Raw genomic sequence first — 17,971 nt, forward strand, 5'->3', positions numbered from 1 at the left:
TCCAAAAATATCAAGGATACCAAAGCAATCTGTTTATAGAATTTTGGTCCCGTAGCTCAATTGGATAGAGCAACTGCCTTCTAAGCAGTAGGTTACACGTTCGAACCGTGTCGGGATCACTTCTTTTAAAATTCAATAATTTATGATCAGAAATTTAGTTGCCATTTCTTTCTTGTTTTGGCTCTGCACGTTTAATTCATTTGGACAATTTTCTAAAGGCATGATTCGAATGGAGGTTGCAGGTATGAAAATGAATGGAGAAGATGCACCCCCAGAAATGGCTTCCATGTTGGGCAATATGCAGGTTATTGTTTATTCTAATGGTATAATTCAAAAAAATGTAATGTCCATGATGATGATGAAAAATAGCACGATCCTGGACTCCAAAAAAGATTCTGTATTTCTTTACATGGATATGATGGGCAAAAAGTACTTAATCGCTGATCAAATGAATAAAGCTAATAAGGATGCCATTAAAGACAGTCCTGAGCAAGCCATTTCTGTGAAAGAATTTCCTGAAGACACGAAAGAGATTTTAGGGCATGTTTGTAAACGGGTCGATTTAAAAATGATGGTGCCTTCAATGGGTACAGAAGGGGGGAGCAATTCTGCAAATGAAATAACTATAAAGACATACGTGACAAAGGATTTAAATTTTGATCCATCCTTTATCAGTCAAAATAACCGTACCATAAAATTGGACGGGACTCCACTTGAATTCTCCATGCTGATGGGTACCGGTAGTTTCCAATTGGAATTGCAAATGGTAGCAAAAGAATTAAAAGCCGAAATTAATCCGGACGATTTATTGCCTCCATCAGGTAATTTCAAAAGGTATACAATGGAGGAATTTCAAAAAGAAGTTTCGAAAATGGGCCGTTAAATTTCGAGGAAATATTTGTCTCTTATAGCATCACTTGCTTCTTTAGAAATACTCGATTTCAAAACTTTTATAAAGCTTTTTGAATCTAATTGGAGCTCAATAACAAGATCATCAATTTTAGTTATCCGACCAATAATTCCTGATTGCGTTACAACCTGATCACCTTTTTTAATTTCTGTAATGAAAAGATTTTGAGCTTTTTGTTGTTTGGTTTTTGGAAGTATAAAAAATACATACATGATTCCAAAAAGAATTACATAAAGAATAATAATACTCATAAATAGTTTTTATTTTAGTACGTTGCCTATTAATTGAACTTTTGTTATCGCAGGATTTGTATTGGAATAGATGGTAAACGTTTTCTCTTGAGTTCCAATTTGGTCCTGCGTTGTAAAAATAATGTTTAATGAAGTAGAATCACCTGATTCTATTTGGTTTTTTGAAATTTCTGGTTTAGCGCATCCACAAGAACTGCTGACATTGCTGATAAGCAAGCTTGCTTTGCCGCGATTATATATAACAAACTCTCGACGGATGGTATCTCCACGATGTACCATTCCAAAATCGAGTACGCGCTCTTTAACATCCAGGATGGGTATGCTGACCGAATCAAGAATTCCTGACGCAGTAGTAGGGTTGTGAATCAGCTTATTGTATTCATTTACAGGGAGTTCTGTTTTGTTTCGACATGCTCCCCAAACTGTAAAAAATATAAGATATTTGCAGTAAGTAGTATTCACGCTACAAAAGTATTAAAAGCAATCTAATTGAAATGTCCACCTCTTAAGCCAAAACTTAGCCTGATTGGTATGCCAGGATCTGGTAAAACCTGGTTAGCGAACGCGCTGAAAACGGAATTAGGCTTGGATGTACTGGATCTGGATCATTATTTTGAAGCGCAATCCGGAATGACGATTCCTCAATTTTGGAAGCAATATGGAGAAGCACAGTTTAGAGTCCTGGAACGATATTATATGTTTGAATTGCTTGATTCTCAGGTTTCAATAATTGCAATGGGTGGCGGAACGCCTTGCTTTCTTAATAATCTGGATTGTATTAAAAAACAAAGTTTCTGTCTTTATCTTAAGGCTGATTTAGCTCAATTGGAAGCTAAAAATGATTTTAATAACAGGCCACAATTTGCAGGCAATGCAATTAATGCTTACTTTTTGGAAATGCTTTACCTAAAACGAAGGAAGTGGTATGAACGTGCTGATTTGATTGTTGAGAATGATTTCAATGAACTAAATGTACTTGATAATGTTAAAAATATTTGTATAAATTACTTTAAGAGCAAGTTACTTTAAAATGGAAAACAAAATTCATCATACGATAATCATTGGTTCTGGTCCAGCCGGTTACACAGCGGCCATCTACGCCGCACGTGCCAATATGCATCCACTGTTATTTACTGGCATAGAACCAGGAGGTCAATTAATGATTACTACAGAGGTAGAAAATTATCCTGGATATTTTGATGGTGTTCATGGGCCTAAAATGATGGAGGATTTTCAAAAACAAGCACAGCGATTTCATACAGACATACGATATGAAGTGATCGCTAAAGTTGACTTTTCAGGTCCAGTGCATAAAATCTGGACAGAATCAGGGGAAGAGTTTTTAGCACATACCGTAATCATATCAACTGGTGCAAGTGCTAAATGGCTTGGGCTTGATTCTGAAAAAAGATTAATGAATAAGGGAGTTTCTGCATGTGCTGTTTGTGATGGATTTTTCTTTAGAGGAATGGATGTTGCAGTGGTGGGTGCCGGTGACACAGCTGCTGAAGAAGCCAGTTACCTGGCTAAACTCTGTCCAAAAGTACATTTATTGGTTAGGCGTGATGCGATGCGGGCATCTAAAATTATGCAGGAACGCGTATTAAATAATCCGAAAATAATTGTTCATTGGGATACTGAAACCCAGGAAATATTGGGTAATGAAGAAGTAGAAGCAGTCCGTGTAATCAATAATAAAACACAAGCTATTTCTGAAATACCTGTTAAAGCATTTTTTGTTGCAATTGGCCACCAACCAAATTCTGGGCCATTTGTAAACTGGATAGACATGGATGAACAGCAATACATCAAAACTATACCTGGGACAAGTCGTACCAACCGCCCGGGGGTATTTGCATGTGGAGACGTTCAGGATAGAATCTATAGGCAAGCAGTAACTGCAGCTGGCACTGGTTGCATGGCAGCCCTTGATGCGGAGCGCTATCTGGTAGAAAACCACATAATTTAATTAATAACAACGGTGTTTAATAAGCTGGCAATGTAATTGCGCTGGTTTACAATATGTTGATGGGATTTTAATTCGAGTTGCAATTCTTCTTCAGGGATTTCATCAAGACGGATCCTTCGTTCGAATTCTGTTATGGCCTTATTGAATTTTTTCAACTTAAACCGCAGTATGGAATTCTCAATGTCTGATTTATAATTAAATTCCGGGGCTTGTTGTGTGCTTAGAAAAATGCCGTGTTTTTCTTCCCAATTGCTGCTGTATTCGTACTTATTTATACTAAAATTTAAAGCCAATTTTGAAATATTCGAATCTTGATGATTCAAATAATAATTTAAGTCTGGCGTTTTGCCATGACTGAGTTGATTCGAAACATCAAGAATAAATTGTTTTAGCAATTCGTTTTCAAAAAATGCAAGAGTATCCGCTATGTTTTCAATAATAAATTCTGCATAATGGATGTCATCTTGAGAATTTACTTTATGATGACCATATAATATAAGAATTCTACAAATGTCAATTTCTTGAAATTCATCATTTGAAATTGATATTTGGCCAGAATGTGATTTGATTGTTTCATCAGATGAAATTTCATTCAGTATTTTTTGATCATTTTCTAATGCTTCTCTTTTTTGCCTGAATGCTTTGTTTTTAATTTCGTCGCTGATTATCTTGTTGCATGCAGAAATTAAACTGACTTCATCAATTCCAAGAATTCCGGCAGCCTGCTGAAGATAGATACTTCTTTTTATTGGATCATCGACTTTTGCTATGGTTTGAATGATATCTTTTGCAGCAATCGATTTTTTTATCGGATCATTCTTTATTTCAGTAGAATGTAAGTTTAGTTTATAAATTATAAAATCTTTCGCCTCTTCTGCTACAAATTTTTCAAATGCTTCGGATCCGATTTTGCGAATAAATTCATCAGGGTCCTCATTTCCCGGGATTAATATTATTTTAACGTCCAACCCTCCTTGAATCAGTAAATCAATTCCGCGCATGGCCGCTTTGATTCCTGCGGGATCTCCATCATACAAGAGACTTACTTGTTGTGTGAATCGCTTTAGTAAATGGACTTGCTCTTCTGTCAACGAGGTACCCGATGATGCAACCACGTTTTCAATGCCGGCTTGGTGTAAAGCCATGACGTCAGTATATCCTTCAACTAAGAAACAATTGTTTTTGTCCCGAATGCTTTTCTTGGCTAAATGTAAACCGTAGAGTGTTTTGCTTTTGTGGTAGAGTTCGGTCTCTGGTGAATTAATATATTTTGGAGATTTAGAATCTGTAACCAAATGCCTTCCTGCAAATGCAATTGGTTTTCCTGTTAAATTATGTATAGGAAAAATGACACGGTTCCTAAAAAAATCTTTCTGTTGCGCGCTTACCAATCCAAGCTTTTGAAGGAATTCCAATTTATATCCTTCTTGCAACGCTTTTTTTAATAGGCCATCCGTTTCATCAAAAGCGAAACCTAATTCAAATGTTTCGATGGTTTGTTCAAGAAATCCGCGTTGTTTAAAATAGGATAATGCAACAGATTGACCAATTGGATCATTTGTTAAATTGTTTTTATAATAATTTAGAGCAAATTGGTTTATGATGTATAGACTCTCTAATTCCTGTTGTGTTTCTGGATTTACATCTGGTTTAAAAGTCTCTTCAAGTGTTATCTGATATTTTTTAGCAAGCGTTCTTATTGCTTCAGGAAAACTGAGTTGTTCAACTTCCATTACAAATTGAACCGTGTTGCCTCCTTTACCGCAACCGAAACATTTAAAAATATTCTTTGAAGGAGACACAGAAAAAGAAGGAGTTTTCTCCTTATGGAAAGGACATAAGCCAATTAAATTAGATCCGCGATTTTTTAAATCTACATAATCCCGCACTACGTCTTCAATACGCGCTATTTCAAATACTTCTTCAATTGATTTTGAACTAATCATATTCCTAATAAGAAACTCATAATAAGCTAAAGTGTTGACAATTAGATTAAATAGAATTTAATCCTAAAACATCCCGCATCGTAAAATTTCCTCTTTTTCCTATTAAAAATTCAGCTGCTAAAACGGCACCCAGGGCATATCCATCCCGATTGTGAGCGGTGTGTTTAATTTCAAGAGTATCAATAGTTGAGTTATAGTTGATTTGGTGAATACCAACTACAGGATCTTTTCGCTCAGAATATATTGGAAGTGTTTCAGATGAAAGTTGCTTGTCTAAACTCCAAGAGCTATAATTTGGATGGTTTCCAATAATATCCTGGGCCAGGCTGATTGCAGTGCCACTAGGAGCATCTTTTTTATGCGTATGGTGCACCTCATGAATTGAACACTGATATTCCGGCCTGGAACCCATTAATTGAGCCAACTTTCTATTAAGTTCAAAAAACAGTTGAACGCCAATTGAAAAATTTGATGCAAAAATGAATGCGCTATTTGATTGCTTTAAAGCATCCTGGATTTCATCCCAGGCATCTGTCCATCCGGTAGTGCCACAAATTACAGGACATTGCATTTTAAAACATGTTTTTAAATGATTTACAGCTGCTTCTGGAGAAGAAAATTCGATTGCGATGTCTGAGTCAGCAAGTGCTTTTTCAAGAAACGGTTCTTCATTTCTACCCAATTTATAAGCTACCTGATGACCTCTTAGTAAAAGTTGCTGCTCAATAGCACGACCCATTTTGCCAAATCCGATTAAACATACCTTCATATATTGCTATAAATCAATTAATTATAATTTTGTCACGCAAATTATTGCGTTAAGACTTAAGAATATCAAAATTAAAAGTCTAAGTTGGCAATTAAGCATAAATTTGTTTGTTACTAGGAAATAATTATCTAAAGAAAAGGCTTAAAATATGGGTTGGTTTAAACGGCTCAAGGAAGGTATATCGACTGCGACGAAAGTTAAAAAGGAAACCCCGGATGGAATTTGGTATAAATGTCCGGAATGTTCTGAAATGTTGACAACCAAACAATTAAAGGAAAATTTTCACAAATGTCCGAAATGTAATTACCATCAAAGGATTAGTTCTGACCAATATTTTGAAATCCTGTTTGATGGAAACTATGAGATTTTGTTTGATAATCTGGTTTCTTATGATTTCTTGAATTTTACAGATTTGCAATCTTATTCCAAACGGCTGGAAGATGCAAGAAAAACAGCGGATCACAAGGATTCCATAACTGTGGCTGCCGGAGTAATCAATGGTAGAAAATTAGTCATCGCTGCGATGGACTTTACTTTTATTGGGGGTTCAATGGGCAGTGTTATGGGTGAAAAAATCAGCCGTGCAATTGATTTTTGTTTAGAGCATAAAGCCCCCTTAATGATTATTTCTAAATCTGGAGGTGCGCGTATGATGGAATCTGCATTTTCCTTAATGCAAATGGCCAAAACATCGGCAAAACTAACTTTGTTAGCCAAAAATCAAATTCCCTATTTTTCCTTTTTGACAGATCCTACAACTGGAGGCGTCACAGCATCTTTTGCAATGCTTGGAGACATTAACTTTTCGGAACCAAATGCACTCATTGGGTTTGCCGGGCCAAGAGTTGTTAAAGAAACCATTAAAAGAGATTTGCCGGAAGGATTTCAAAGATCAGAATTCTTGTTGGAAAATGGTTTTCTTGATTTTATAGTAGACCGGAAAGATCTTAAAACTTCAGTCAGTGATTTATTGGATTTGTTTAATGTCTCTGAAAATTAAACCGTAGCTTCCTGAACTAAGTATAGTTTGTTTAAACCTGGTTCATACATTTGAATCAGGTAATTAATATAGGCTGGTCCATGTTTAAAATAATAAGGTAAAAAGTTTTGGATTCGTTCTTGAAGAGATTGATTCGGAAACAAATTGTCTTTAATTTTATGTATTTGAAGAATTTCCTGTTCCAATTTATTTTTTATTGCCTTCAAGTGTTTGTTCTCTATATGTTCTAATGACTTTATTATTTTATGAATTTCAGCCTCAATACTCGTTTTGGTTGATTGGTCCAATTGATTTGAATCTGTTTTAATTTTTTCTAATAGATTGGTGATCGCTTTAAAATCTTCCGGTTGTAAGACATGTGTATTATTTTGATTCTTAACAAATTTAGATTCTAATTGAGTGATTGGATCCAAAAAGTCAAGTTCCGTAAAGGAAGTTTTTGAAATTTTTTGAAGGATACTGGATTCAAAATAGATAGCAGAATACCTTCGGAACAGAAGGGGGTAGGGGATGTTTACATCATCGAAACAAGCTTTTAATTCGAGCCAATATGCGATTTCTCCACCTCCACCTACAAAGGCAAGATTTGGAAATAGGTACTCTTGAAATAATGGACGTAATAATACATTGGGGCTAAATCGCTCTGGATTTGATTCAAGTTCAGTTAAAATTTCTTCTTGGGTCCATTGATTTGCTGCATCAATTAATTTGTAAATTCCTGACTCAAATACCATTCGTTTTCGGCCATCTGCATGATGATAGAAAAGATTTAGTTCTCTTGGGTTTACTTGTGTATGATACCCGAGTTTTTCTATAACAGGTATGCTCTTTTTAGCATTTGAATATATAAATTGTTCAAGTAATTCCTTTTTAATAATTGGTGAAAATAATTTCTTTGCTGATTTGTTATCCGGGTTAAAAAACAACAGTCCATAAGAGCCAAAAAGTTCGTTAACAAAATGGCGGTAATAATCTACATAGGTATCTGTTTGATTAATCCATTCAATGTTTTTATTCAAAAACAATTTTGCCTGTTCTGAATTCGAAAACATTTTTTGCAAGGTTTCTATAACATGAGATAATTCTTTTGCATCTAATTGACCCACTGCATGCCCGGGAATCGTTTTCCACTCAATTTTTTGATTAAAAATCTGGAAATGGTTAATTTCTTCAAAGTCATGATCTTCAGCACCACAATAATAAACTGGGACAAAATGTTTATTGGGAAATTGAAGTTCCAAATTTTGACATAGTTTTATCGTTGTGGCAATTTTATAGATCCAATAAAGGGGACCACCCATTAAACAGGGTTGGTGTGCACAAATAACTGTAAACGAATCGCTCGATTTCAGTCGTTCGATATTTGTTTTAACACGATCCGTTAGTTTAATGCTGTTATATTGTTCGAATAATATCGTGCTAATTTCTGTTCTAAATGGAAAGTCTCTTTTTTTGCCAATTTGCTCAGAGAAATTATTTAGTTCAGCAGGATGGCTGATTAAGGAACTAAATTTAGTAGAATTTTGCCAATACGCTAAGTCAAAAGGATTGAATCCGTGTTTTATTTCAGGAAAAATGGCAATGCTTGTAAAACTATTTGATTTCTCTGGCATACTTAAGGTAAAGGTATTTACTTTTGTTTATAATCTGATTTCTCCGTGAGCTTGTTTTTGCTTAAAAAAATACTAATTGGTTTTATCTCCTTGATAGCTGTTATATTATCGATTAGTCTTATTATCTATATGGCTCCGGTAGATCCAGCCAGAATCCAGTTTGGTCAACGTGCAGATCCTGAAACCATCAATCAATTAAAAAAGAAATTTTATCTGGATCAACCCTATTACATCCAGGTCTATAGGTATCTGGAAGATCTTAGTTGTATTCAATATTTACATAATTCAGATCCTCGTTTAGAAGAATATAGTTTTCAAACGATCTTTCAATCTAATAATAACAAATTAATTGTAAAATGGCCATTTTTCAGAAGGTCCTATGTAAATGGTGAATTAGTGTCGGATCTTCTTAAAACAGCAATGATATCAACGGGCCTTCTTGGATTGTTTGCAATGCTTTTTGCACTGATTATTGGATTGATTTCAGGAACCCTGGCTGCAGTTTATTTTGGAACTTGGATTGATTCGGTGATAACTATGACCACAACGTTTTTTTATGCAATTCCCAGTTATATTTCGGCAGTAATCATTGCAATGTTACTGGGCTATTACCTGGTAGAATATACTCATTTGCCATTACAGGGATCTTTGTATTCCTTAGACGATTTTGGGAATGAAGTATTCAATTGGGATCGCTTGGTCTTACCCAGTCTTGCTTTGGGCTTGCGTCCGGTTGCAATGATTGCACAAATGACGCGGGCTTCCTTATTAGAAGTCCGATCAAAGGAATACGTAAGGACAGCCATTTCACTCGGTTCAAATACATTCAGAGTGCTTATTAAGCATATTTACCCAAATGCCATGAATCCCATAATTACAACACTCAGTGGATGGTTCGCTTCGTTGTTGTCGGGTGCTTTTTTTGTAGAATTTGTTTTTAATTTCAGAGGTTTGGGTGATTTAACCATTCAGGCTTTAAGTCAATTTGACATTCCGGTAGTGTTGGCGTGCTGCATCGTTACCGTTTGCATTTTTGTGACAATAAATATTCTTGCTGATGTAATTTATGCCTGGTTAGATCCGCGGGTTAAAATATAAGGCTAATACTACCAATGAGCCGAGAGGCTTTTTTATCAAAGTTTAATTGACTTCCAAAAAAATTAATATGATCACCATATTGGCTGAAATTCCCTTCATGGCGGATATCAATTCCAATTAAATTAAATAACTCAAAGCCAATACCTGCTTGATATCCAAAACTGGCAGTTTTAAATTTATCATTATAGCCATCTATATCGGTCAATTCAGAATTGTTGTTAATAAAAATATGCGCTACCGGACCTGCATAAAGGCGTATGATATTAAATTTAACTCCGAGCATTAAAGGAATGTCTAAATATTGATATTTTTCATCTCGTGCAGAATCTACCAACTGAGGTACATTGTAATTATTGACCTTGAAATGTGCATTATTTGAATTAAAAATAAACTCAGGATGCAAGTAAAAATTATTTAAATTAATCCGGAGTCCAATACCAAAGTGATATCCGTATGATGCATTTTTAAATGAAAATTTAAAGGAATCCAATTCGCTTTTATTGGTAACAACAAAATCCTTGGGACCAACATCAATACTATGCATTCCTCCTGTCACCGTAAAGTCAAGTTGAGCATGACAATAATATGCATTCAAACTAAAAATAATAAATACAATTATTCTACGCACGGTAATAATTTATATCAAATATACGAAAAAATCATAAGATGTAGTATGTGGATTTTTAATTTAGGATAAACTTAACGAACTTTGGACCCAATATGCATATAAAAGCACAGGAAGCTTTATTTTTAGGATCATTTGGAACCTTTGGTGAATTACCTGAAAGTCATTTGCCGGAATTCTGTTTTTGGGGCCGTTCGAATGTAGGTAAAAGCAGTTTAATAAATTACTTATGCAATCGAAAGCAATTGGCCAGGGTTTCCCGGACTCCGGGTAAAACCCAGACATTCAATTTATACAAGATGGATAACTCCTGGCTTGTCATGGATGTTCCTGGTTATGGATTTGCAAGTGTGTCAAAAAAATTAAAAGAGAAATGGGCTAAAGAGATAGGCAACTACTTAAGGAAAAGATCAAATTTATGCCTCGTATTTTTATTAGTGGATGCTTCTATTGATATCCAGAAAATTGATCTTGATACAATTAATTATTTAGGACAACTGGGGATTCCTTTTCATATCATTTTAACGAAGGCCGATAAAACGAAAGACAGACTGGTCACTGATTTTACAAAAAAATTAAAAGAAGAATTATTGAAAGATTGGAATGAATGTCCTCCAATATTTGTTACAAGTGCTGAAAAGCGGTTTGGTTCAGATGATTTGTTTTTAGTAATGGAGAATATTCTAATTCAAATTCAAAAAGAGACAAAACATGGAGGAATATAATCTGGCGAAGTATAGAAAATTTGAGCACATAGAAAAGGACATCAACAAATGGCCTATCAGTCTTTTCGCCAATACCAGAAAATCATTTTTGATTAAACTTCATAAAGATGTTTACAATTATTTTTCAAGTTTGCCTAAAGAAGATCTTGATCAGGCCATTGCCCGTGCGATCTATTTAGAAAAGCAACGCGTAAAATCCAATCCATGGAAAGCGGATCCTCCAAATGAAATGCAGTATTACCGCAAAATTCAAAAGGAATACAATGACAATCAACTGCATGCTGATAAACATGAGGCAAATAAAGAAACGCTGCTTCGTTTAATAAAACGATATTCCCTGGAAATAATTGGACATTTTAATCCTAAAACATTTTTAACGGCTCGCAAAATATGTGATTTCTTTTTTCATTTAATTCTGTATCCTTTTGGATGGCAGTCAGTAATTAATTTGAAACGAATGAACAAAAAAAATATGGAGGCAATCCATATTAATGGGCATTGTGAAGAGGTCAGAGCATTGTTTAAGGATCATTTAGTAATCTTGGTACCAACACATTCCAGTAATCTGGACAGCGTGTTGATTGGGTATACAGTAGACAATTTGCTTGGCCTTCCCGCATTTAGTTACGGTGCAGGTCTCAATCTATTCGATTCTGAATTTTTTGCTTTTTTTATGAATCGCTTGGGAGCTTACAAGGTAGATCGCAGAAAGAAAAACAGTGTTTATTTGCAGACTTTAAATAGCTATTCCAAGCTTTCTGTACATGATGGAGTAAATACCATATTTTTTCCAGGGGGAACCAGAAGCCGTTCAGGAGAATTGGAATCAAAAGTAAAATTAGGATTATTAGGATCTTTGGTACAAGCTCAACGCATTCTGATTGAAGAAAAAAGTCCAAAGAAAATTGTGGTAGTTCCTGTTGTATTGGGTTACGAAAGCGTTTTGGAAGCACGGTCCCTTATGATTCAACATTTGCAAATTACAGGGCAAGAAAAATATTCTGCAAGAGTAAAAAAAGAAGGGCTTGCCTCGTATTTAAAATTCATAAAGCGCTTGCTGGCTAAACCGACTCATATAGTTTTAACATTTGGAATGCCGATTGATGTTTTTGGAAATCGTGTGAATGAACAAGGATTAAGTCTCGATCATAAGGGAATTCAGATCAAGCAAGAGGATTATTTTCAATTGGATGGGAAAATTGTGGTGGATGCTCAGCGGGAAGGTATTTATACCCGTGAGCTAGGGGAGAAGATCTGTCAGGTTTATAAGAAGTATAATTATATTCTACCTTGTCACTTAGTAGCTTTTGCTGCATTTAAATTGTTGAGTAAGATGAACCCGCAAGCCGATATTTATGGCCTGGTTCAAATACCAGAAGAAGATTTTGTTTTTCCCCGTAATGCATTTGAAACACTTTGTTTGCAATTGCGAACCATCCTGATGGATTTGGTAAAAAACAATAAACTGATTGAGCCAATGGAACTGGAAGGGCCTATTGAAGAAGTTATAACAAAAGGAATCGCTGCATTGGGCATATTCCATATCAATCGAATTTTGTTTATAGATGAATTTGGTCGATTGTTAAGTCAGGATTTTATTGGACTACTTTTTTATTCTAATAAAATGGCTGTGCTGGAATTAGATGAACTGATTGATTGGTCGTCTGTTCAATGGAATGTGGATCGATTTTAATCAGTTCGATATACTATTTTTTATTTTAGACTATGGCTTATATTATTATTGATCTTGAAGCTACGTGTTGGAATCCCAACAGTGTGCAATATGAACAAGAAATAATAGAAATTGGAGCCGTTTATTTAGATTCTTTTCTTACGCCTGTCCGGCAGTTTTCAAAATTAGTGAGACCCGTTAAAAATCCTCAAATTTCATTATATTGTAAACAACTGACAGGATTGCAACAAATCGATCTTGACAAAGCAAAAGATTTTAAGTATGTTGTTGATGCATTTTTGGATTGGAGTTCACATCAGGAAAATAACAGTGTATTCTATACCTGGGGCTCAAAGGATTTAAAATTGATAAAAGATGATTGCAGGAATCATCGCATGGATTGCGATTGGATAAACGGACTTGTGGATTTGAAACCTCAATATGCTAAAATAAAAAATTTACCAAAACCAGTAGGACTGGATAAAGCTTTAAAAATTGAAAACATAGAATTTGAAGGAGGGCGTCATCGTGCCTTACCGGATGCCACGAATCTAGCAAAACTTTTTATTAAACTGTTTGAATATTGGGATAAATAATAATGGCCGTCATTGAGAAAGAAGCAGGACTGTGGCTCTTAGAGAAATCTTGGCAAATAATAGATGTACGATCTCCAATTGAATTTAAGCAAGGACATATACCGAGTGCTTATAATCTGCCTTTATTTAGTGATCAGGAACGTCATGACATTGGCATAGTGTATAAGAAGAACGGACCCAAGGAAGCCATGTTATTGGGATTGCAATTTGTAGGTCCTAAGTTGCGATATTTTGTGGAAGAAGTAAGCCAGTTAAAAAAAGACAGAAGTTTTTTAGTGCACTGCTGGAGAGGAGGAAAACGAAGTAAAAGCATGGCCTGGTTATTGGCAAATGCCGGCTTTGAAATCAATTTGCTCCATGGTGGATATAAGGCCTATCGTCAGATGCAAATGGAGTTTTACAGTGAAAAAAAATTTAAAATTATTATTTTAGGAGGTAGAACCGGGACCGCTAAAACGCAGCTCTTACATGCATTGGAAAAGCAAGGCGAACAAATCATTGATATGGAAGCATTGGCACACCACAAAGGTTCGGCATTTGGTTGGATCGGGGAGCCTGAACAAGAAACCAATGAACAATTTGAAAATAATCTCTTTTCAACAATTGCAGAATTAGATTATGAGCGTTGGATTTGGATTGAGAATGAAAGTCGAACCATTGGACGAAATTACATTCCGGAATTATTTTGGAAGCATATTAAAGCAGCTAGTTTAATTAATGTGGAACGTGATACATCGTTTAGAATAAATCATTTAATGGCCTTATATCAAAAAGAAGATGACAAAGCTTTGATCAGTTCATTTGAAAAAATAAGAAAGCGCTTAGGTCATGAAGCAGCGCAAAATGCAATTGATTTTATCAGCGTCCAAAATTATGAAGCTGCAGCCTGTATTGCTTTAAATTATTATGATAAATGTTATGATTACAATTTAGAGATAAATGGTTCACCTAAAATTATTAAATTGCAATTTGCAAGTCAAGGCAATGAAGCGGTGGTTGATGCATTGTTAAACTATAAAAAGAAATATTTTGAAATATAAATTAGAGCCAATTCGTCTTACTCAATTTAGTCATGGAGCTGGTTGTGGTTGTAAAATATCACCTGCGCTATTAGATCAAATTTTAAAATCATCTGGCAACAATCAATTTCCAGGATTATTGGTTGGTTACGAAGGACGCGATGATGCAGCCGTTTTAGATTTAGGAGATGAGACTGCATTAATCAGTACCACTGATTTTTTTATGCCCATTGTCGATGATCCGTATGATTTTGGAAGAATTGCATCTGTAAATGCGATCAGCGATGTGTATGCAATGGGTGGAAAGCCTTTATTGGCGATTGGAATTTTAGGTTGGCCTATAGATAAAATTGATCCATATTGGGCAGGACAGGTTTTAGAAGGCGCCAGAACCGTTTGTAAGGAAGCGGGTATTCCATTGGCTGGTGGACATTCAATCGATTGTCCTGAGCCTGTGTTTGGCCTTGCTGTGAATGGACGCGTACGAATTGAGCATTTAAAAAAGAACGACGGCGCCAAAGCAGGTGATCTTTTATATTTATCTAAAGGACTGGGAGTAGGCATTTTAACCACCGCAGAAAAGCAGTCGATTCTGGATGATAAGCATAGGAAATTGGCCAGTGATTCCATGCTCAGACTTAACCGATTGGGTGAGGAAATATCTAAATATCCTGAAGTTCACGCACTGACGGATATAACCGGCTTTGGATTCTGCGGACATTTAAATGAAATGTGCAAAGCATCGAATTTGCTAGCCAATATTAATTATGTTAAGTTGCCAGTTCTTGACCCGGTAGTATATGATTACATAGAGAAAGGGGCTATTCCTGGAGGAACCAAAAGAAATTGGACTAGCTATGGAGCACAAGTTCAGTTGGATAATCCGGAATGGTATAAATTACTTGGAGATCCTCAAACGAGTGGTGGTTTATTAATATCCATTGATCCAAACTATAGAAAAGAGTTAGAAAACATCTTGCAAAACGGAAACTGGTACGCAGAATGTATCGGGGAGTTTAGCGTGAAAGCATCTGGTGAGGCCTTAAATATCGTGGTTGAGTAGTTATCAAATAACAACTTAACATAATATAAATTATGGGAAAACCTTAGAGAGTTTATACGGGAGTTGCCGCTTACCGGAGGTACGTAAAACCAATGTAATTTATGGAACCTCAATTGTATTTTTATTCTTTTCGAACCGGAATCATCGGAACGGCAAAACCAGATTGGATTTTGAATGATGTTAAGATTCCTGCGTATGATATTAAGCAAGCAATCGTCTTGTTTTTTTGGCTCGAATGGTTTAGGAAAAAGAAAATGAATCCCTGGAAATCGAACATTGACAAAGTTTTTGCTCCGGACGCCGATTGGGTAAATTACTTTATCAGACAAGTGATTGAATATGAAATTGCGTCTAAGTCGTATTGCTGCAGAGTCAATTACAGGACAAAAAAGGTTTGGAATCATCATGAATTTGCTGATTTTTTTGCTAAAAAATAAAAACACTGGCCTGACAAACTCGCATTTGTCAGTGCCAGCATCTGTGATTGGTTTTAGACTTGACTTTGATTTAAAAAGCCCTGAAAGATGTTGTACATCAATTTGTGATGTGCTTTCATGATGTGCTTAATAAAAAAGAAAACAGCACGTTGTAGTGAACTGTCTGAAGGACCGTAATATTCCGTTGTCCCGGTCATTCCGGAACATTCATATTGGCCATTAATGTATTTGATGCTTACAACGGTTGCACCAAACAATCCAAGCAGCTCAATGTAATGATGAATCAATTGTTCACGATCTGCATCATTGACCGGTGGCTTAGCCAGGTCATCAAAATATGCACGATCTACAATCGGTGGATCCGGATTTACTACCGGTGGTTTTTTTGCCTTTCCTGAAGGCTTACTGATTTTCTTAAGCATAAAGAAATTTTTTGTGGATACAATTAAAAAGCGGCGTATCCTTTCCCGTTGCTTAAAGTCCTCAGTAAGGGCTTGCCGAATCCATTATAGACGCGGCACGGAGGTAATACGCCGCTGGATCTTCCTATAGGACATAAAAAAAGCCCTATGAGTTGTCAGGGCATCACTACCCTTACTGAAAAAACTTTAAGCGATACAAATATAAGTTGCAGTATTGATACAGTGGTGTTATAGGAGTGTTAAAAGAAAGTGGGGTGTTATGATAGTATTTTAGTAAATTTAGAAACAAAGAAAAAAAACATTTAGAGACATCTATAGTTTAGAATACTTCCAATTCCATCTTTAATACCTGATTGCCAACCATTTTTTATTAAGTCTTTATTTATTTTATTTACTAATTTGTGATATATTTTTTCAAAACACTTAATATCACTTTTTGAAATATTAATCTCATTTTTAATATTATCAAAAATTAAAGGAATTGGATATCTGCCCCAATAAGGTATAGCCTCACTTAATTTTTTTATAAGAATTAATTCATTTTTGTTCAAATTTAATCCATTAATCAGATCTAATAAATCATTTAAATTATGGGTTATAATAGGTTTATGGATTTTTCCACTGTTTATCAATTTTGAATCCTGCAAAACACAAATACCCTTTAATAAATTTTCTATAATTAAACCTGCAATTAAATAAAAACCTCTAGAAATACCATCTTTTAAAATTAATGCATTGTTATTCATTGGATCTGGGTAGGCAAACTTATGAATTTTTGAACTACTCAAATAATTTTGAGTAATTAAATCGCATGAAAATTTTAGCTCTTCAGCTGTAAACAACCAGTAAAGAGGAGCACATTTGGTTACGAATATTTCTAATTTAGTCAAAGCATTAATATTAATTTATTTTGCTTTTTTTCTTTTAACCCCTTTTGTGGGTTTATTAGTAGATTCAGAATTGATTTTTCTATCTGTATCTTCAACAATTTTAACAAAATTAACTGAAGGTAAATTTACAGGTTGATAACCAGAATTCAACATTAGATTTGAGATAAATGTCCTTAGATAAGGAAAGGCAATTGCAGGTGCACTAATTTTAGGAAAAGGTGATGCTTTAAATTCATCATTTATCTCTACATCGGTTATAAATGATGAAATTGCTTCAATATAGATTTTAAATAGATTATCTTCTGAATTCAAATTAAATTCAAAAATTACTCCAAATTTATTAGGTTCATTGGCAAGATAAGCTGGAAAGAATTTGAAATTGAATTTTAATTTTGTTGGATCAGGAACTATATCGCCTTCAAATTTTAAATTACATTCATTAATTAGAATTCCACCAAATTGTATATTCATAAAATTTTAATTGGAATTTGCTAATTTAATTTTAGTACTTTGACTAAAGTATTCATTATCGCTATTGGTTACCTTATAGCATAGATTTGTACCTCGTATTACATTTGTAAAAGGATTGCTTAAATTAGTATTAGTATCAGTACTTAGTTCTGGTGATTCGTATGATGATTTATTTTTTTCTATTTCTGTTTCGGTTAAATCTTCTTCAAACAAATCACGAATTGGAATTCCAAATTTGAAACAAATTTCACTAAGTGTGTCTATAGTAAAATTGTGATCACCACTTAGCCATTTCGTAATTTCTGAAGGTCTCTTTTTTACTAACTCAGCAAATTTAATTTTGTTAAGTTTATTAACTTCAAGCAAATCAGCTAAAGTAACTGCTAGACCAATTTTATTATTTGATTTGAATTGACTTTCTGGGTCTATTCTGTCCAAAATATTTTGGAGTAAATTTGTTAATTTGCTATTTGCTTCCATGTTTAAATATATTGT

21 protein-coding genes and 1 tRNA gene are annotated in these 17,971 nt (G+C 34.7%); 12 read left to right on the forward strand and 10 right to left on the reverse strand.

The genetic code is table 11. From position 1 onward, the window contains the following. The first annotated feature begins 45 nt into the window (after positions 1–45). A tRNA-Arg gene (locus IPJ80_12720) sits at positions 46–119 on the forward strand. Positions 120–142: 23 nt separating this feature from the next. Then, positions 143–883 (forward strand): hypothetical protein, encoded by a 741-nt coding sequence (locus tag IPJ80_12725; protein ID MBK7914345.1) that lies wholly within the window; start codon positions 143–145, stop codon positions 881–883. Here the strand turns inward: IPJ80_12725 and yajC are convergent. Then, positions 880–1,161: a preprotein translocase subunit YajC gene (gene yajC, locus IPJ80_12730; protein ID MBK7914346.1), complete on the reverse strand. Its 282-nt coding sequence runs from the start codon at positions 1,159–1,161 to the stop codon at positions 880–882. The genes IPJ80_12725 and yajC overlap by 4 nt on opposite strands. Positions 1,162–1,170: 9 nt before the next feature. Beyond that, entirely contained in the window at positions 1,171–1,623 is a 453-nt protein-coding gene (locus tag IPJ80_12735) for a DUF1573 domain-containing protein (GenBank protein MBK7914347.1), read from the reverse strand. A 27-nt stretch (positions 1,624–1,650) separates the two neighbouring features. Here IPJ80_12735 and IPJ80_12740 point away from each other — a divergent pair, with 27 nt between their 5' ends. Further along, positions 1,651–2,190, forward strand: a complete 540-nt coding sequence (locus IPJ80_12740; protein ID MBK7914348.1) for a shikimate kinase — start codon at positions 1,651–1,653, stop codon at positions 2,188–2,190. Position 2,191: 1 nt separating this feature from the next. Next, the gene (gene trxB, locus IPJ80_12745) at positions 2,192–3,130 is read left to right on the forward strand and encodes a thioredoxin-disulfide reductase (GenBank protein MBK7914349.1); all 939 of its coding nucleotides are present in this window, start codon (positions 2,192–2,194) and stop codon (positions 3,128–3,130) included. Here trxB and IPJ80_12750 read toward each other — a convergent pair. Further along, positions 3,127–5,076, reverse strand: a complete 1,950-nt coding sequence (locus tag IPJ80_12750) for a DNA primase (GenBank protein ID MBK7914350.1) — start codon at positions 5,074–5,076, stop codon at positions 3,127–3,129. The two genes, trxB and IPJ80_12750, sit on opposite strands and share 4 nt — an antisense overlap. 46 nt (positions 5,077–5,122) lie before the next feature. Next, a complete protein-coding gene (gene dapB / locus IPJ80_12755; protein ID MBK7914351.1) occupies positions 5,123–5,845 on the reverse strand; it encodes a 4-hydroxy-tetrahydrodipicolinate reductase in 723 nt (240 codons plus the stop codon). Positions 5,846–5,993: 148 nt separating this feature from the next. On the opposite strand from dapB, the gene IPJ80_12760 reads away from it, so the two are divergent. Continuing rightward, complete coding sequence (locus IPJ80_12760; protein MBK7914352.1) at positions 5,994–6,845, forward strand: acetyl-CoA carboxylase carboxyltransferase subunit beta; 852 nt, start codon at positions 5,994–5,996, stop codon at positions 6,843–6,845. On the opposite strand, the gene bshC is transcribed toward IPJ80_12760, so the two are convergent. Beyond that, positions 6,842–8,458 carry a bacillithiol biosynthesis cysteine-adding enzyme BshC gene (gene bshC / locus IPJ80_12765; GenBank protein ID MBK7914353.1) on the reverse strand — a complete coding sequence of 539 codons (1,617 nt, stop codon included), beginning with the start codon at positions 8,456–8,458 and terminating at the stop codon, positions 6,842–6,844. The genes IPJ80_12760 and bshC overlap by 4 nt on opposite strands. Before the next feature lie 129 nt (positions 8,459–8,587). Here bshC and IPJ80_12770 point away from each other — a divergent pair, with 129 nt between their 5' ends. Continuing rightward, on the forward strand, positions 8,588–9,556 hold the full coding sequence (locus tag IPJ80_12770; GenBank protein MBK7914354.1) for an ABC transporter permease: 969 nt from the start codon (positions 8,588–8,590) through the stop codon (positions 9,554–9,556). On the opposite strand, the gene IPJ80_12775 is transcribed toward IPJ80_12770, so the two are convergent. Then, entirely contained in the window at positions 9,546–10,184 is a 639-nt protein-coding gene (locus IPJ80_12775; GenBank protein MBK7914355.1) for a PorT family protein, read from the reverse strand. The genes IPJ80_12770 and IPJ80_12775 overlap by 11 nt on opposite strands. A gap of 92 nt (positions 10,185–10,276) precedes the next feature. Here IPJ80_12775 and IPJ80_12780 point away from each other — a divergent pair, with 92 nt between their 5' ends. The 6 genes from IPJ80_12780 (at position 10,277) to IPJ80_12805 (ending at position 15,693) form a co-directional block, all read left to right on the forward strand. Then, positions 10,277–10,906 (forward strand): YihA family ribosome biogenesis GTP-binding protein, encoded by a 630-nt coding sequence (locus tag IPJ80_12780; GenBank protein ID MBK7914356.1) that lies wholly within the window; start codon positions 10,277–10,279, stop codon positions 10,904–10,906. Next, positions 10,893–12,599, forward strand: a complete 1,707-nt coding sequence (locus IPJ80_12785; GenBank protein MBK7914357.1) for a 1-acyl-sn-glycerol-3-phosphate acyltransferase — start codon at positions 10,893–10,895, stop codon at positions 12,597–12,599. The genes IPJ80_12780 and IPJ80_12785 overlap by 14 nt, the downstream gene beginning before the upstream one ends. Positions 12,600–12,631: 32 nt before the next feature. Further along, positions 12,632–13,174 carry an exonuclease domain-containing protein gene (locus IPJ80_12790; GenBank protein MBK7914358.1) on the forward strand — a complete coding sequence of 181 codons (543 nt, stop codon included), beginning with the start codon at positions 12,632–12,634 and terminating at the stop codon, positions 13,172–13,174. Positions 13,175–13,176: 2 nt separating this feature from the next. Beyond that, the gene (mnmH, locus tag IPJ80_12795) at positions 13,177–14,214 is read left to right on the forward strand and encodes a tRNA 2-selenouridine(34) synthase MnmH (GenBank protein ID MBK7914359.1); all 1,038 of its coding nucleotides are present in this window, start codon (positions 13,177–13,179) and stop codon (positions 14,212–14,214) included. Then, positions 14,204–15,256, forward strand: coding sequence for a selenide, water dikinase SelD (gene selD, locus IPJ80_12800; protein ID MBK7914360.1), 1,053 nt, complete (start codon positions 14,204–14,206; stop codon positions 15,254–15,256). The genes mnmH and selD overlap by 11 nt, the downstream gene beginning before the upstream one ends. Positions 15,257–15,357: 101 nt before the next feature. After that, entirely contained in the window at positions 15,358–15,693 is a 336-nt protein-coding gene (locus tag IPJ80_12805) for a hypothetical protein (GenBank protein ID MBK7914361.1), read from the forward strand. 53 nt (positions 15,694–15,746) lie between these two features. Here IPJ80_12805 and IPJ80_12810 read toward each other — a convergent pair whose 3' ends face one another. The 4 genes from IPJ80_12810 to IPJ80_12825 form a co-directional block, all read right to left on the reverse strand. Then, entirely contained in the window at positions 15,747–16,115 is a 369-nt protein-coding gene (locus IPJ80_12810) for a hypothetical protein (GenBank protein MBK7914362.1), read from the reverse strand. Positions 16,116–16,417: 302 nt separating this feature from the next. Then, the gene (locus IPJ80_12815; protein MBK7914363.1) at positions 16,418–17,005 is read right to left on the reverse strand and encodes a hypothetical protein; all 588 of its coding nucleotides are present in this window, start codon (positions 17,003–17,005) and stop codon (positions 16,418–16,420) included. A 15-nt stretch (positions 17,006–17,020) separates the two neighbouring features. Then, positions 17,021–17,476: a protein-export chaperone SecB gene (locus IPJ80_12820; GenBank protein ID MBK7914364.1), complete on the reverse strand. Its 456-nt coding sequence runs from the start codon at positions 17,474–17,476 to the stop codon at positions 17,021–17,023. Between the two features lie 6 nt (positions 17,477–17,482). Next, the gene (locus tag IPJ80_12825) at positions 17,483–17,956 is read right to left on the reverse strand and encodes a helix-turn-helix transcriptional regulator (GenBank protein MBK7914365.1); all 474 of its coding nucleotides are present in this window, start codon (positions 17,954–17,956) and stop codon (positions 17,483–17,485) included. Between the last annotated feature and the right edge of the window lie 15 nt (positions 17,957–17,971).

It is taken from the genome of Saprospiraceae bacterium, from assembly GCA_016714025.1.
In the GTDB taxonomy this organism is placed as follows: domain Bacteria; phylum Bacteroidota; class Bacteroidia; order Chitinophagales; family Saprospiraceae; genus Vicinibacter.